We start from the raw sequence: 13,656 nt of genomic DNA, 5'->3' as shown, positions 1-13,656 counted from the left end.
TTAAAAATTATTATCATTTATATTTATAGATATTTTTATGTTGTCTATAGTTAATCAAATTAATTTTTAATACAAGGCAGCAAGCTGCAGACAGTACAGATAGTACGGCAAGGCGCAGCAACGCCGTAGTAAAAGTTAAGTTGATTAACTATATGTGATGGTTCACAGCGTAAAAATACCTGCCTGAAACAGCTTTCAGACAGGCATGGTGTGTTCAGACGGCCTTTTCAGACAGGCATTTTTTCAGACGGCCTCAATCCCCGCCATCCCTATCCAACACCGCCACAGCCGAACGCAGCCGCTGCCAAGCGAGGCTTTGCTGTTCGGTGAAGGCGTTCCACAGCGCGTCTTCGCTCATGATGCTGTATTCGCCTTGCGTGTGCAGATTCACATCCAACCCGTCTTCGAGGGCTTGGTGGTAGCGGCTGTATTCGCCTTCAAAGTAAAACTGCGCCAGCTCGCGCATGATGGCCTCGCCGCGCAACCAGTCTTGATGGGCGGCTTCGAGTTTGGGGAGCAGCTCTGTCCATTCGCGGTAGAGTTTCTGAATATGGTCGATGCGCGCCTGTGCTTCGGCTTGATTCGGCAAGTCGGTCATGGGGTATCCTTTCTGTTCTGTGTTCGTGTGGAGTCGTTTTGTTGCAGTATTTGGGCATTGGGGCGGCGTTACTGCGGCAGCTTAACCGTCAATTCAGACGGCCATTGGGCCGCATCGTCGGTACGCACATAGCCGTTGCCCGTCATGCCGCCTTTGAGCAGGCCTTTGTGTTTCAGCGCGGTGTCGGCAGGAATTTTCAGCTTGACGCGGAACACCAGTTTTTCGCGCTCGTTTTGTGTTTCCACCGATTTGGGCGTGAATTGGGCATCGGTGGCGATGAAGCTGATTTTGGCGGGGAACACTGCTTTCACGCTGTCGAGCACAATCCGTGCCTCGCCGCCCACTTTCAGACGGCCTGCTTCGGCATTGGGCAGAAAAATGTTCATCGACACATCAGCCGGATCAAGCAGGCTCACTACTTTGCTGCCTGCGGCAATCACGCTGCCCGTTTCGGCGATTTTGTATTCCACCCTGCCCGCTTTAGGGCTGCGGATGGTCATGTCGTCATTGGCCGAAGCCGCTTGGTTAATCTGCGCCTGAGCCGCCGCTACTGCCGCCACCGCTTCGGCACGGGCGGCTCGCGCCGCTTTCACCGAAGCCGCCGCACCGTCACGCGCGGCCAGCCGTTTGCTTACTTCCGCCGACGACACCAATTCGTCGCGTTTCAAACTTTGAGCATTGCCCAATTCCATTTGCGCCACTTTCTGCTGCTGCTCGTACGCCTTGATTTCGGCATCTGCCCGCGCCACCGCTTCCTGCGCGCGCTGTTTCTGGGCTTTGGCGGCTTCAAGCTGGCTGCTGCTGGTTACAGAAGAAAGCTCGGCCAATACGTCGCCCTCTTTCACTTCGCTGCCCTCGTCCACCAACACCGTCTGCACCCGCCCCGGATACAGGCTGGCAATGTCAAAGCGGTTCAGCTCCAAACGACCGTTGGATTGGGCGAAGCCTTTGGGCAGGCCGCTTTGGCTTTGTTGGTTATACGCATACCATCCGCCCGCGGCCAGCGCGGCAATCAACAAGGCAACGATCAGTTTTTTCATGGTTTTTCCTGAAAAGAATAGTTGGGGAATAGGGCGGAAAATGTCCACCGGATACGCTCTTCAATGGCATCGTCATCCAATACGGCAAAAATATGGCTGCGCACATCTTCGGGCAGCATGCCCATATGGCTGAAGCGGATGCCCAAAAACATCGGCGCCACCACCGATGCGCTGATATACGACATGCGCTTCACCAATTCGGGAAACGGCGTGTCGGGAAAACAGTCGCTCAAAAGGGCGTAAAGCCGACCCGAATAATTATCAAACCGGCGGCGTAAAAACGTTTCCGCAATGTTCACGCCGTCGGCACTGTCGGCAAAAATACGGTTAACCCAAGCCAAATTATCCCGCAGGCAAAATGCGAGCAAACGGATCGCATGGCGCAGCTTTTGCACCACATCCGCATCTTGATCGGGCAGAAAATCCACCCGGCCGAAAGTGTGTTCGTATTGCGACTGCAAAAGCTCGGCCACAAATTCATCTTTGCTGGCAAACAAATGGTGAAACATCCCCGGGCTCAACCCCGCTTCGGCCGCCAAAAGCCGCACGGAAAGCTTGCGGTAGCCCAGCTGCGGATAAAGGCGCACACCGGCTTCGATAAATTGGGCGCGGGCGGGAAGGTTCATAGAAGTGTTTGATTTATATATTGGACGGATGTCCAGTATAGTTTAGAAAATGCCAAATGCAAATGCCTGTCTGAAGCCCATTGGGGCTTTTCAGACAGGCATTTGAGTTCGGTCAAATATAGCCGGCAAACCGAAGGTAACAGCAAGCATAGTGCGTGCCGTTTTTTTTTGCTGCTATAGGAGCTTACAAAATCCTCTCTTCAAACTAAGAAGCAGCAACGACTTAGCAAAAAATTATGGTTTACCATGTATCGTTAAAACACTTAATTTTATCAGCATTTCCGTCATACTCGGGCTTGACCCGAGTATCTCCTAAAATTAACGGAACTCAAGATACTCGGTTCAAGCCCGAGTATGAAGAACGTACTATTTTTAAGTTGATCCACTATCCTTTCCCGATAAGCTCACCAAACCAACCCTTCGGCCAGTCTGCGCAAAATCACTTCCGCGCTGCCTGCTTGGGCAAACCGTGCGTTCTGCCCTGCCCAGAATGAAGAAAACTCATCCGAACCGGCGCGCTCCGCTGCGGCTTTCAACACACCGGCCGCCGCGCCGGAAAAGGGAAACGGCAAGGCTGAGGCATTGATCGGCCCGGCTTCGCGGATAAACCGGTTGGCTATGCCGCGGGCGAAGCCGCCGCTGAACAGGTTGGTAATCACCGTATCCTCTGCCCGCGGGCTTTGCAGCGCAGCGCGGTAGGCGGCGGAGGTGTCGGCTTCGTCGGCCAGCAGAAACGCGGTGCCGGGCTGCACGGCGGTTGCGCCCAAATCAAACGCGGCGCGCACGGTTTGCGCGTTGCTGATGCCGCCTGCGGCAATCACCGGCAACTTGACCGCTGCCACGATATTGGACAGTAGGGCGAAGGTGCCCGATTGCGCGCCCAAGTCGCGGCTTAAAAACATGCCGCGGTGGCCGCCCGCTTCCCAGCCTTGCGCAATCACGGCATCGGCGCCGTTGGCTTCCAGCCAGCGTGCTTCTTCCACTGTGGTGGCGCTCGACCAAATCTGTGCACCCGTGGCTTTCACCGCATCCAACAGCGGCTTTTCAGGCAGGCCGAAATGGAAGCTCACCATCGGCGGCTTGAATGCCTGCACTATTTCCAGCGCGGTTTCGTCAAACGGATTGCGCCCGCCGCCTGCCGGAATATCGGCCCGGGTTAAACCGAACTCTTCAAAATAAGGCTTGAGCACATCAAACCATGCGGCTTTTTGCGTTTCGGAAACTTCGGGGTTGCGGTGGGCGAAAAAGTTGACGTTATAAGGTTTGCCGCCTACCGCATCGCGGATGGCCGCCAATTCTTCGCGCAGCTTTTCAGGCGTGAGCATGGCTGCGGGCAGCGACCCGACACCGCCCGCCCGGCACACCGCTACCGCCAGCGCGCTGCCCTGTACGCCCGCCATCGGCGCCTGAATAATCGGTAACTCGGCACCCAAAGCGTTTAAGTATGGATTGTTCTGCATGATGTTCTCCTTTGTTTGCGTATGGGGATTATATAGTCAATCAACACATTTTTAATACAAGGCAGCAAGCCGAAGACAGTACAGATAGTACGGCAAGGCGCAGCAACGCCGTAGTAAAAGTTAAGTTGATTGATTATAGCCATACCTGTCTGAAATGTTTTTTCAGACAGGTATGGCTATGGCTGATGATGAACTTTTCCGCCACAAGCCATACTCTTAACTATATACAGTAACCAAGCAATGCGAGGAACAACCATGAATCCGCCCCTGCTTACCCTTGCCGATTGGCACGCCGCATTCGAATCCGGCGCAGCCGATCCCGTTTCCCTGCTTGAATCCGGTCTGAGCAGCGTCGGGGAAGCAGGCAACCGCGCCGTGTTTATCCGCCTCACTGAAACCCGTGCCCGGCCGGCGGCCGAGGCGGCAGCCGCGCGGCTGCGGGCGGGAAAGCGGCTGGGTGCGCTCGACGGCATTGCCGTATCGTGGAAAGACTTGTTCGACCAAGCAGGCGAAACCACCCGTGCCGGCAGCTTAACCACGGCGGATAACCCGCCCGCCGCGCAGGATGCCGCCGTTGTGTCGCTGCTGGAAAGTGTGGGCGCGGTTTCCATCGGGCGCACCAACTTTACCGAGTTCGCCCTTTCCGGCTTGGGGCAGAACCCGTATTTCGGCACGCCTGCGAATGTGGTCCGCTGCCGAACCGCTGGCGCCGGGCGGCTCGTCCTGCGGGGCGGCGGTTTCGGTAGCGGCAGGCATCGTGCCTTATGCCGTGGGCACCGACACCTCCGGCTCCGTGCGCATCCCTGCCGCGCTCAACGGCCTGGCCGGGTTCAAACCCACATCCGCCCGCCTGCCGCGCATCGGTGTGGACGCTTTCGCCCACGCTCGACAGCATCGGCCCGCTGGCGCACACCGCCGCCGACATCTGCACGGTGATGCAGGCGTTTCATATTGATTCGGCAAGCTGTTCAGACAGGCATTTCAAAGCCGTGGTGCCCGAAGGTTTGTTTACTGAGGATGCCGAGCCGCAGATTCTGGCGGCTTTCGAGCAAAGCATCGCCCGGCTGGCGCAGGCAGGTGTCGGGATTATCCGCAAACCGCTGCGTGCGCTGCAACGGCTGGAAACCCTGTTCGACGAATACGGCACGCTGGTCGGCATCGAGGCATGGCAGCTGCATCAAAACGCGCCCCTTCAGACAGGCATCATGGATGAGCGGGTGGCGCAGCGTTTGCAGAGCAACCGGATTTACCCGCTGCACCATCTGTTTGACTTGCTCACTTGGCGCGCCCGCCTGCAAAAGCAGTTGGCGGAAGAATTGCAGGGTGCGCTGCTTTTGCTGCCCACCACCGCCATCGACGCGCCGCCGCTCGCCCGCTTGGAAAATGACCGGGAATTTTTTGCCGAAGCCAACCGCAAAATCCTGCGCAACACCATGGCAGGCAGCTTTCTGGACATGCCCGGTTTTACCGTTCCCACCGGCCTTAACCGCAACGGCCTGCCCGCCGCGCTTTTGGTTTCGGCTGCAAGCGGGCGCGACGAATATGTGTTGTACGCGGGCAAAACCTTTGCCGGCCTGCTGACCGGGGATGCGGCTTTAAACCGCAAAAGGTTTGAATAATGCCTGTCTGAAAGCAGTACGGGCAGGCAGGGTTTCCTATTGCACCCGCCAAAGCGAACGCCTGTCCGTAAAAACTGTCTAAAGCTTATAAAAATCAAAAAACTGCACACATCAACCTGCTTTTTCAGACAGGCATAAGCCTGAACCACAGTGAACGCAAGGAGAAACACGATGGCAAAGAAAATCTTGGTAGCCTACGGAATTGATGTGGACGCAGTGGCCGGCTGGCTCGGCTCTTACGGCGGCGAAGACAGCCCCGACGATATTTCGCGCGGCCTGTTTGCAGGCGAAGTCGGCTCCATCCGCCTGCTCGACCTGTTCGACAAATACAAGCTGAAAACCACATGGTTTATCCCCGGCCATTCGGTTGAAACCTTCCCCGAACAAATGAAAGAAGTGGCGCGGCGCGGCCACGAAATCGGCATGCACGGTTACAGCCACGAAAACCCGATTGCCATGACCCGCGAGCAGGAAACCGCCGTGCTCGACCGCTCTTTGGAGCTGATTACCGGGCTGGCCGGCAAACGCCCCTCCGGCTACGTTGCCCCGTGGTGGGAGTTCAGCCCCGTTACCAACGAGCTTTTGCTGGAGCACGGCATCAAATACGACCACTCGCTGATGCACAACGATTTTCACCCTGACTATGTGCGCGTGGGCGACAGCTGGATCAAAATCGACTATTCCAAACATCCCAGCCACTGGATGAAACCGCTCATGCGTGGCAAAGAAACCCCGCTGGTGGAAATCCCCGCCAACTGGTATCTCGACGACTTGCCACCGATGATGTTTATCAAAAAATCGCCCAACAGCCACGGCTTCATAAACCAGCGCGACGTTGAGCAGTTATGGCGCGACCAGTTCGACTGGGTGTACCGCGAAAACGACTACGCCGTGTTTACCATGACCATCCACCCCGACGTGTCCGGTCGCCCGCAAGTGCTGCTGATGCACGAGCGCCTGATTGAGCATATCAACAGCCACGAAGGCGTAGAATGGTGCAGGTTTGACCAGATTGCCGATGATTTCATCGCCCGCAATCCGCGCGAGTGGAAGTGAATGAAGCCAATGCCTGTCTGAAAGCTTATGCCTGCAGCTTGCCTGTGCCATAGGCTTTTCAGGCAGCTTTTGAAGTGTAGTGAAGAGCGTACCGGCTGCAATGTAAGCATTAGAATTACTGACAATTACCGACAAACGCGGCTTTTACAATGCTTGTCTGAACAAGGCCGGAAAGCCCGCCGTTTACCAATAATCGAAAGAGGTATATATGAAAACCCTGATTATCAACGCCCATCCCGACCCGCACTCAACCCTCTCCGCCACCAACCAAATGGTGCGCCATCTGCTTGCCAAGCTGTCTGCCCAAGATGTGGAAGTGGTTAATTTGGCCGAAGCCGATATTCATCCGGTGGATAAAGCCGTGTTGGATACGTTTGCCCAAACCTTGTTGAACCAAGAGCCGCTTGATGCGGCGCAAACCCAATTGCTGGCGCGCATAAACGCAGTAACGGCGCAGTTCAAATCCGCGCCGCGGCTGGTTATTGCCCTGCCGCTGTATAACTTCGGCATCCCCGCGCGCCTGAAAAACTGGATAGACAACATCGTTATCCCGGAACAAACGTTCAAATATGAAAACGGAATTCTCCAAGGCCTGATGAGCGGACACAAAGCCTTGATACTGCAAGCCAGTGGCGGCGTGTTCAGCAGCGGCAGTAATGCGCAGATGGAATTTACCATTCCCTATCTGAAAGCTTTGCTGGGCGGATTTTTAGGCTTTTCAAGCGTAGAGGCAGTGCGCGCCGAAGGCACAATGGAACGCATCGGCTTGGAAGCTGCCGTGAAGCAGGCATGTGCCGATATTGATGCGAAGTTTGAAGCGTTTATGGCGGAATAAAGCAACACCGGTTTCGGAAAGCTTGGGATACGGTCAGTTTGCAAACCCAAGCTGAACGGAAACAAATAGGAAAGGTTTGGCATTATGTGCGGACATGCGGCATATTCGGCGAAGAAGCCCACTGGGTCACCCGCCTTGAAAACAGCGGCCAAGGCAGCGACAGCGCGCACCGGCGCCGGTTGCGGGCGCATCGCATCGCCATCATCAACCGCCTGCTTGAGCCGCACCATATCAAAGTGAGCGACTGGCAGGGCGTGCAATACCAGCTTTGCGGCGCTACGGGCAAAACCGCATTGGCTGAAAACCTGAGTCAGATTTCGCCGGCGGTGGAAAGCATCAGCGGCAGGCCGTTTGATCCTTTATCGTAAACCCGATTGCAAAGGTGTCGGAGTGAAAGAATGCCTGTCTGAAAAGTTTTTCAGACAGGCATTGGTGTTTCTTTCAACTACTACCGCCCCGGCTGTGCAAATAGCCGAACACCAGCCTGCTGTCGATTTCGCCGCTTTTGCCCACCCGCACGCGCTCGTGGCGGCTGAGCAGGGGGAACAGGGTTTCGATGCCGTCTTCGGGCGATACTTCGGGCAGCGGCGCTTCGCTCATAGGCAGCAGGCCGAGTGCGGCGAGTTCGCTGATTTTGCCGTAGTCGGTGCGGGTGCTTTGGAAAAAGGAGCGGATGAATTCGTTGGCCGGCCGGGTTTGAATCTCTTCCGGTGTGCCCGCTTGTTGAAGCTTGCCGTTTTGCATCACGGCGATGCGGTCGGCCAGGCGCATGGCTTCGTTCATGTCGTGGGTTACAAAAACGACGGTGGTGCCGAGCTTTTGGTGGATTTCGGCCACCATTTCCTGCAAGGCGTTGCGTGAAATCGGGTCGAGCGCGCTAAAGGGTTCGTCCATCAGCAGCACGTCGGGCTTGGCGGCAATTGCACGCAAAATGCCGATGCGCTGCTGTTCGCCGCCGGACAGTTCGTGCGGGTAGCGGTGGGCGTATTTCTGAGGCGACAAACCCACCATTTCGAGCAGCTCGGTGGAGCGGCGGTTGCGTTCGCTTTTTTTCCAGCCGAGGATGTCGGGTATCAGCTCGATATTCTGTTTCACGGTCATGGTGGGAAACAGGGCAATCTGCTGCAACACATAGCCGATGCGGTGGCGCAGGCGGCGGATGTCGTAGTCTTTGATGCGCCGGTTGTTGAAATACACATTGCCGTCGGTCGGCTCCACCAGCGCGTTAATCATTTTCATGGTGGTGGTTTTGCCGCTGCCGGAAGGGCCGACAATCACGAAAAACTCACCTTCGTTGATGGTTAAATTCAAACCGCTGATAACGGTTTTGCCATCGTAACGCTTGGCAACATGGTCGAACCGGATAATCGGCTTCATGGCGTTTTTTTCTCCAGCAGTTTGTGTTTGTTCAGATAATCGGCCGCCACTTGGGCCGGCGTTTCCCCGCCGTTTTTCACGCGGTAATTCATTTCCGACATTTCTTCTTCGCTGATTCTGCCCGCCAAACGGTTAAGCGCGCCGACGATTTCGGGGTTTTGCTCGGCAAACTCGGCTTTCATCAGCGGCGCGCCCTGATAAGCGCGAAAGAGCCGCAAGTCGTCTTTTAACATGTAAAGATTGTATTGGCGGATTTCGGCATCGGTGGAATAGGCGTCCACCAAATTGATGCGGCCTTCCTGAAGCGCGGTGTAACGCAGAGCCGGCTCGATACTGGAAACGTGTTTGAGTGGAATGCGGTGGGTTTCAGACAGGCCTTTGTAGCCGTCTTTGCGGTCGATAAACTCCAGCGTGAAACCGGCGCGTACTTGGTTTTTCACTTTGACCAAGTCGGAAATATTCACCAAGCCGTGCGCCCGCGCATAATTCTGCGGCAGCGCGAGTGTGTAGGTATTTTGGTATTTCATGGAGGGCAACAGGCGCAGGTTGTGTTGCTCGGCAATCAAGCGGCGCGCCAATGTGTAGGTTTCTTCGGGGCTGAGCGGGCGGTTTTTTTCGGCTTCAGGTAACGCCACCAAGCTTTCGACAACCGTGCCGGTAAACTCGGGATAAATATCCACTTCGCCGCTTTTAAGTGCATTGAAAAGAAAACTGGTTTTGCCGAAATTGGGCTTCAACACCACATCGATTTCCGGGTTTTCCGCTTCAATCAGCATTTTATACATATTGATTAAAATATCCGGTTCGCTGCCCAGCTTGCCCGCAATCACGGTTTGCTTGCCGCCGCTGTGGCTGCTCCACCATTGCGCGCCCAGCAGCAAGGCGGTACTTACCGCCACCAACACCAGCACAAAGCCCGCTTTTTTCCGCTGCAGCCAATATACCAGCCCGCTAACCGCCACCGCCAGCAGCGCGGAAGCCACCGCGCCGATAAAGGTCAGCGCCATATTGTGGCGGTCGATACCGAGCAGGATGATGTTGCCCAGCCCGCCCGCGCCGATTAAAGCGGCCAGCGTGGCCGTGCCGATAATCAGCACGGCGGCCGTGCGTATGCCGGAAACCATGGCAGGCAGCGCCATCGGCAGCTCGATGCGGAACAGCTTCTGCCGGCGCGACAAACCGAATGCCGTGGCCGCTTCCTGCACCGAAGCATTGATTTCAGACAGGCCTAAATAAGTGTTTTGAAAAATCGGCAGCAGCGCATAAAGCGTGAGCGCAATCAAAGCCGGCGGCGTGCCGATGCCCACAAAAGGAATCAGCAAACCGAGCATGGCCAGTGAGGGGATGGTTTGCAGGATATTGGTGAGCTGCAACACCACTTCCGCCTGCTTTTTGTGTGCGGAAAACCAAACCGCCAGCGGCACGGCTATCGCGATGGCACACAAAAGCGCAAGCAGCGAAAGCACCAAGTGCTCGAACGTGGCGGTCAGCAGATCGTGTTTACGCTCCAGAAGCGTTTGCAGAATAGCATTCATAAATATTTTCTGGGAAGGTTGGCGGGCGGGGCGAAGCTGGCTGCTTTATTGAAACGGGCGTCTGATGTTTTTGATTATGCAGCCGATATTAATGAGGCCGCACAAATCTTATTTGGTTCCATTCTAGGCGATACTGTGCTGCAAATCAAAACCGCTTGATGTAGCATATTCGCGCCCCAAATTATAAAATACCCTCTTTTCACACATACTGGAGCTGCCATCATGACCGTTAAAACCCGCTTCGCCCCCAGCCCCACCGGTTACCTGCATATCGGCGGCGTGCGTACTGCTTTGTTTTCATGGGCTTTCGCCCGCAAACACAAAGGCGAATTCCTGCTGCGCATCGAAGACACCGATTTGGAGCGCTCCAATGCCGAATCGGTCAACATCATTCTCGACGGCATGAAATGGGTCGGTCTCGATTACGACAATGCCGACAACGTTATCTTCCAAACCCACCGCTTCGGCCGCTATAAAGAAGTGATTGCCGAGCTGCTTGAAAAAGGCCACGCCTACCATTGCTATTGCAGCAAAGAAGAGCTGGAAGCCATGCGCGAAAAAGCCGAAAAAGAAGGCACCGCCACTTACGACCGCCGCTGGCGCCCCGAGCCGGGCAAAACCCTGCCGCCCGTGCCCGAAGGCGTAGAACCGGTGGTGCGCTTCAAAACCCCCACCGAAGGCGTAACCAAATGGAACGACTTGGTCAAAGGCGAAATCAGCATTCCCAACGAAGCGCTCGACGATTTAATCATCGCCCGCGCCGACGGTACGCCCACCTATAACTTCTGCGTGGTGGTGGACGATCACGACATGGGCGTTACCCATGTCATCCGCGGCGACGACCACGTTAACAACACTCCGAAACAAATCAACATCTTAAAAGCCATGGGCAACCAACTGCCCGAATACGGCCACCTGCCGATGATTCTCAACGAACAAGGCAAAAAAATCTCCAAGCGCAGCGGCGACACCGTGGCCATTACCGATTTCGGCCAAATGGGCATTCTGCCCGAAGCCATGCTCAACTACCTTGCCCGCTTGGGCTGGGCGCACGGCGACGACGAATTTTTCACCATGCAGCAGTTTGTCGAATGGTTTGATTTGAAAGACGTTTCTCCCTCACCCAGCCGCATGGATTTGAAAAAACTCTACTGGATTAACGGCGAGCACATCAAAGTAACCCCCAACGGCAAACTGGCCGAACTGGTTAAACCGCGCCTGACCGTGCGCGGCGTAGAAGTTTTCGACAAACCGGCGCTGGAAGACGTGTTGGACCTGGTGAAAGACCGCGCTCAAGATTTGAACACACTGGCCGACGAATGCGTGTATTTCTACCAAAAAGGCACGCCCGCCGAAGCCGATGTGCAAAAACATTGGGATAAAGACGCCCCCGCCCGCATGCTGCGCTTCGCCGAAAAACTGGAAGGCCTGCCCGACTGGAACGCCGAAGCGATTCACGATTTGTTCAAACCCTTCTGCGACGCCGAAGACATCAAAATGGGCAAACTCGGCATGCCCCTGCGCCTGGCCGTGTGCGGCACCGCCAAAACCCCGAGCATCGACGCCGTGTTGGCCTTATTGGGCAAAGAAGAAGTGTTGACACGCATCCGCTCCTAACCGCCCGCAACACACAACAATGCCTGTCTGAAAAAGTTTTCAGACAGGCATTGTCATACGGACTTTACGCCTTTTTCACAAACTCCGATTTCAAATTCATGGCGCTGCCGTCGATTTTACAGGCGATGTTGTGGTCGCCCTCCTGCAGGCGGATGCTTTTCACTTTGGTGCCCTGCTTAATCACTTGCGAGCTGCCTTTGACTTTCAAATCCTTTATCAGCACCACGCTGTCGCCGTCGGCCAGCGGCGTGCCGTTGGCATCTTTCACGCTGAAGGCATCGCCGGCATCCGCCTCCGCATGTTCGTCCCACTCAAAAGCGCATTCGGGGCAGACCAAATGCAGGCCGTCGTGATAGGTAAGGTTTGAGCCGCATTGCGGGCAGGCTGGGTAGGTCATATGGTTGGTTTCCTTGTTTGAATAAATGACATGATTATGCGGGCAGATTATATAGCACCCGCCCCCGCAGCAGGGCAAATGCCTGTCTGAAAAACAGCTGGCTTTCAGACAGGCATGATTTTGCAGATGCCTGGCCAAGGAGCAAGCAATTTCACGCTAACTTGTTTATCATTTGACGGTTATCCACTCTTTTACCTCTCGCACAATCATGCACCTTTCTCCCGCAGCACGTATTGCTCTTGCCGCTATCAGACTTTACCAACGTTGGCTTTCTCCTTATAAATCATACGGCTTGCCTACCGCCGTGTTTACGGCGGCAGCGGCTGCTTGGGTGTCGGCCACCTTCTGATCCGCCGCTACGGTTTGCTCAAAGGTTGGGCGGTTTTGCAGCGGCGTTTTTCCTATTGCGGCTACGCTGCCGGGCGGCTTCATGAAAACAAAGCGCATCTCCGTTCGCAGCAAGGTTTTTGCGATGTACTTGATGCGTGTGACGTGGATTGCGCCGACTTCAAGCGTTGCGCCTCCAACGGGCAAAAATATTGCAGCATTTTGGATGTGTTCGATTGTGCCGACTGCGATTGGCGCAGTGATGAAAAAAAGAAAAAAGCCAAGCCGAAAAAGGAGCGACACTTTACACCAAGTATCTGAACACCTGAGGCCTGTCTGAAACCTCACCCGTTTTCAGACAGGCATTTTGATATTTTGGGTTTTATTCCACCAAAACATATTTTCGGAATGATGCTTCCACCTGCTCCGCATCCAGCCCAGCCATGATGATGACGAGTTGCGAATGATGCGGTTCGTGCGGCCATGCGGTTAAATGCTGCGGCGGGCAGCATGGCGGCGAAACGGGCTTCCAATTGCACGGCCTGATCAGGCGCGAGGTCAGCTTTGGCAATCAGAATCATATCGGCGGCAGTAACCTGCTGCGTCCACACTGCATTGCCGCTTTGCGCCATTTCATTGCCGTTTACGGCATCCTCCACGGTTATTATGTGCGCCACGCTAAGCTGGTGTATGAGCAGCGGATCGGCCTGTATGGTGGCAACTATCGGCGTCGGTTCGGCCAAATCGGTGGTTTCTATCACAATCCGTTTAAACGGCGGCACCTGTTTTTGTGCGCGGGCATCCAAAACTTCCACCAGTGAATCTTTCAACTCGCCGCGAATCTGGCAGCACAGGCAGCCGGAATCCAGCAGCACTACATTGGGTGAAACCGGTGTAACCAGCTGCTGGTCGATGCCGACTTCGCCAAACTCGTTAATCAACACCGCCGTGTCGCCGTAGTGCTCCGCCGCCAGCATTTTTTGCAATACGGTGGTTTTTCCCGAGCCGAGAAAGCCGGTAAGGATGGTTACAGGAGTTTGGGTAGGGCTCATGCGTTTACCTGTGTTTTGAATAGTGCCAATCGTGTGGAACACTTTGGCCGATTTAATGTCTTTGAATCATGATATAACAAGTAATTTAAGTAAAGATTAAGAGTCCTGTCGAAACTT

Annotated in this window: 14 protein-coding genes and 2 pseudogenes; 7 read left to right on the top strand and 9 right to left on the bottom strand. The window is 55.1% G+C overall.

Annotated elements, in window-relative coordinates:
- Positions 1-253 precede the first annotated feature (253 nt).
- The 5 genes from EL143_RS03065 to EL143_RS12415 form a co-directional block, all read right to left on the bottom strand.
- Entirely contained in the window at positions 254-598 is a 345-nt protein-coding gene (locus EL143_RS03065; RefSeq protein ID WP_085416032.1) for a DUF4298 domain-containing protein, read from the bottom strand.
- Between the two features lie 68 nt (positions 599-666).
- Positions 667-1,638, bottom strand: a complete 972-nt coding sequence (locus EL143_RS03060; protein WP_085416031.1) for an HlyD family secretion protein — start codon at positions 1,636-1,638, stop codon at positions 667-669.
- Positions 1,635-2,264 (bottom strand): TetR/AcrR family transcriptional regulator, encoded by a 630-nt coding sequence (locus tag EL143_RS03055; protein WP_085416030.1) that lies wholly within the window; start codon positions 2,262-2,264, stop codon positions 1,635-1,637. The genes EL143_RS03060 and EL143_RS03055 overlap by 4 nt, the downstream gene beginning before the upstream one ends.
- 404 nt (positions 2,265-2,668) lie before the next feature.
- Positions 2,669-3,724 carry an NAD(P)H-dependent flavin oxidoreductase gene (locus EL143_RS03050; protein WP_085416029.1) on the bottom strand — a complete coding sequence of 352 codons (1,056 nt, stop codon included), beginning with the start codon at positions 3,722-3,724 and terminating at the stop codon, positions 2,669-2,671.
- Between the two features lie 216 nt (positions 3,725-3,940).
- Positions 3,941-4,228: a hypothetical protein gene (locus EL143_RS12415; protein ID WP_197719641.1), complete on the bottom strand. Its 288-nt coding sequence runs from the start codon at positions 4,226-4,228 to the stop codon at positions 3,941-3,943.
- On the opposite strand from EL143_RS12415, the pseudogene EL143_RS12915 reads away from it, so the two are divergent.
- The 5 genes and pseudogenes from EL143_RS12915 to EL143_RS03025 all read left to right on the top strand — a co-directional run.
- A pseudogene (locus EL143_RS12915) lies at positions 4,160-4,348 on the top strand (amidase family protein); the annotation flags it as partial. The gene EL143_RS12415 and the pseudogene EL143_RS12915 sit on opposite strands and share 69 nt — an antisense overlap.
- Positions 4,290-5,343 (top strand): annotated as a pseudogene (locus EL143_RS03040) (amidase family protein). The pseudogenes EL143_RS12915 and EL143_RS03040, both read left to right, overlap by 59 nt.
- 171 nt (positions 5,344-5,514) lie before the next feature.
- A complete protein-coding gene (locus tag EL143_RS03035) occupies positions 5,515-6,399 on the top strand; it encodes a polysaccharide deacetylase family protein (RefSeq protein ID WP_085416026.1) in 885 nt (294 codons plus the stop codon).
- 208 nt (positions 6,400-6,607) lie between these two features.
- Entirely contained in the window at positions 6,608-7,234 is a 627-nt protein-coding gene (locus EL143_RS03030) for an FMN-dependent NADH-azoreductase (RefSeq protein WP_085416025.1), read from the top strand.
- A gap of 38 nt (positions 7,235-7,272) precedes the next feature.
- A complete protein-coding gene (locus EL143_RS03025; RefSeq protein WP_232001332.1) occupies positions 7,273-7,602 on the top strand; it encodes a hypothetical protein in 330 nt (109 codons plus the stop codon).
- A gap of 73 nt (positions 7,603-7,675) precedes the next feature.
- On the opposite strand, the gene EL143_RS03020 is transcribed toward EL143_RS03025, so the two are convergent.
- Positions 7,676-8,611 (bottom strand): ABC transporter ATP-binding protein, encoded by a 936-nt coding sequence (locus EL143_RS03020; RefSeq protein WP_085416023.1) that lies wholly within the window; start codon positions 8,609-8,611, stop codon positions 7,676-7,678.
- Positions 8,608-10,146, bottom strand: coding sequence for an ABC transporter permease/substrate-binding protein (locus EL143_RS03015; protein ID WP_085416022.1), 1,539 nt, complete (start codon positions 10,144-10,146; stop codon positions 8,608-8,610). Before EL143_RS03015 ends, EL143_RS03020 begins: the two co-directional genes overlap by 4 nt.
- Positions 10,147-10,368: 222 nt before the next feature.
- Here EL143_RS03015 and gltX point away from each other — a divergent pair, with 222 nt between their 5' ends.
- Positions 10,369-11,763, top strand: a complete 1,395-nt coding sequence (gltX, locus tag EL143_RS03010) for a glutamate--tRNA ligase (protein WP_085416021.1) — start codon at positions 10,369-10,371, stop codon at positions 11,761-11,763.
- Positions 11,764-11,827: 64 nt separating this feature from the next.
- On the opposite strand, the gene EL143_RS03005 is transcribed toward gltX, so the two are convergent.
- The gene (locus EL143_RS03005; protein WP_085416019.1) at positions 11,828-12,160 is read right to left on the bottom strand and encodes a zinc ribbon domain-containing protein YjdM; all 333 of its coding nucleotides are present in this window, start codon (positions 12,158-12,160) and stop codon (positions 11,828-11,830) included.
- A 327-nt stretch (positions 12,161-12,487) separates the two neighbouring features.
- Here EL143_RS03005 and EL143_RS03000 point away from each other — a divergent pair, with 327 nt between their 5' ends.
- Positions 12,488-12,808, top strand: a complete 321-nt coding sequence (locus tag EL143_RS03000) for a hypothetical protein (protein ID WP_085416018.1) — start codon at positions 12,488-12,490, stop codon at positions 12,806-12,808.
- 23 nt (positions 12,809-12,831) lie between these two features.
- On the opposite strand, the gene EL143_RS02995 is transcribed toward EL143_RS03000, so the two are convergent.
- Positions 12,832-13,539: a CobW family GTP-binding protein gene (locus EL143_RS02995; RefSeq protein WP_085416017.1), complete on the bottom strand. Its 708-nt coding sequence runs from the start codon at positions 13,537-13,539 to the stop codon at positions 12,832-12,834.
- Positions 13,540-13,656 lie beyond the last annotated feature (117 nt).

The sequence above is a fragment of the Neisseria canis genome, from assembly GCF_900636765.1.
Lineage (GTDB): Bacteria > Pseudomonadota > Gammaproteobacteria > Burkholderiales > Neisseriaceae > Neisseria > Neisseria canis.
This window is presented reverse-complemented; position numbering and strand designations above follow the sequence as displayed.

What these genes read in the sequence shown, in the direction of transcription:
- EL143_RS03035 (WP_085416026.1), top strand. Translation starts at nt 5,515, where the DNA reads ATGGCAAAGAAAATCTTGGTAGCCTACGGAATTGATGTGGACGCAGTG.
- EL143_RS03020 (WP_085416023.1), bottom strand. Translation starts at nt 8,611, where the DNA reads ATGAAGCCGATTATCCGGTTCGACCATGTTGCCAAGCGTTACGATGGC.
- EL143_RS03015 (WP_085416022.1), bottom strand. Translation starts at nt 10,146, where the DNA reads ATGAATGCTATTCTGCAAACGCTTCTGGAGCGTAAACACGATCTGCTG.
- EL143_RS03005 (WP_085416019.1), bottom strand. Translation starts at nt 12,160, where the DNA reads ATGACCTACCCAGCCTGCCCGCAATGCGGCTCAAACCTTACCTATCAC.
- EL143_RS02995 (WP_085416017.1), bottom strand. Translation starts at nt 13,539, where the DNA reads ATGAGCCCTACCCAAACTCCTGTAACCATCCTTACCGGCTTTCTCGGC.
- EL143_RS03055 (WP_085416030.1), bottom strand. Translation starts at nt 2,264, where the DNA reads ATGAACCTTCCCGCCCGCGCCCAATTTATCGAAGCCGGTGTGCGCCTT.
- EL143_RS03050 (WP_085416029.1), bottom strand. Translation starts at nt 3,724, where the DNA reads ATGCAGAACAATCCATACTTAAACGCTTTGGGTGCCGAGTTACCGATT.
- EL143_RS03065 (WP_085416032.1), bottom strand. Translation starts at nt 598, where the DNA reads ATGACCGACTTGCCGAATCAAGCCGAAGCACAGGCGCGCATCGACCAT.
- EL143_RS03030 (WP_085416025.1), top strand. Translation starts at nt 6,608, where the DNA reads ATGAAAACCCTGATTATCAACGCCCATCCCGACCCGCACTCAACCCTC.
- EL143_RS03060 (WP_085416031.1), bottom strand. Translation starts at nt 1,638, where the DNA reads ATGAAAAAACTGATCGTTGCCTTGTTGATTGCCGCGCTGGCCGCGGGC.
- gltX (WP_085416021.1), top strand. Translation starts at nt 10,369, where the DNA reads ATGACCGTTAAAACCCGCTTCGCCCCCAGCCCCACCGGTTACCTGCAT.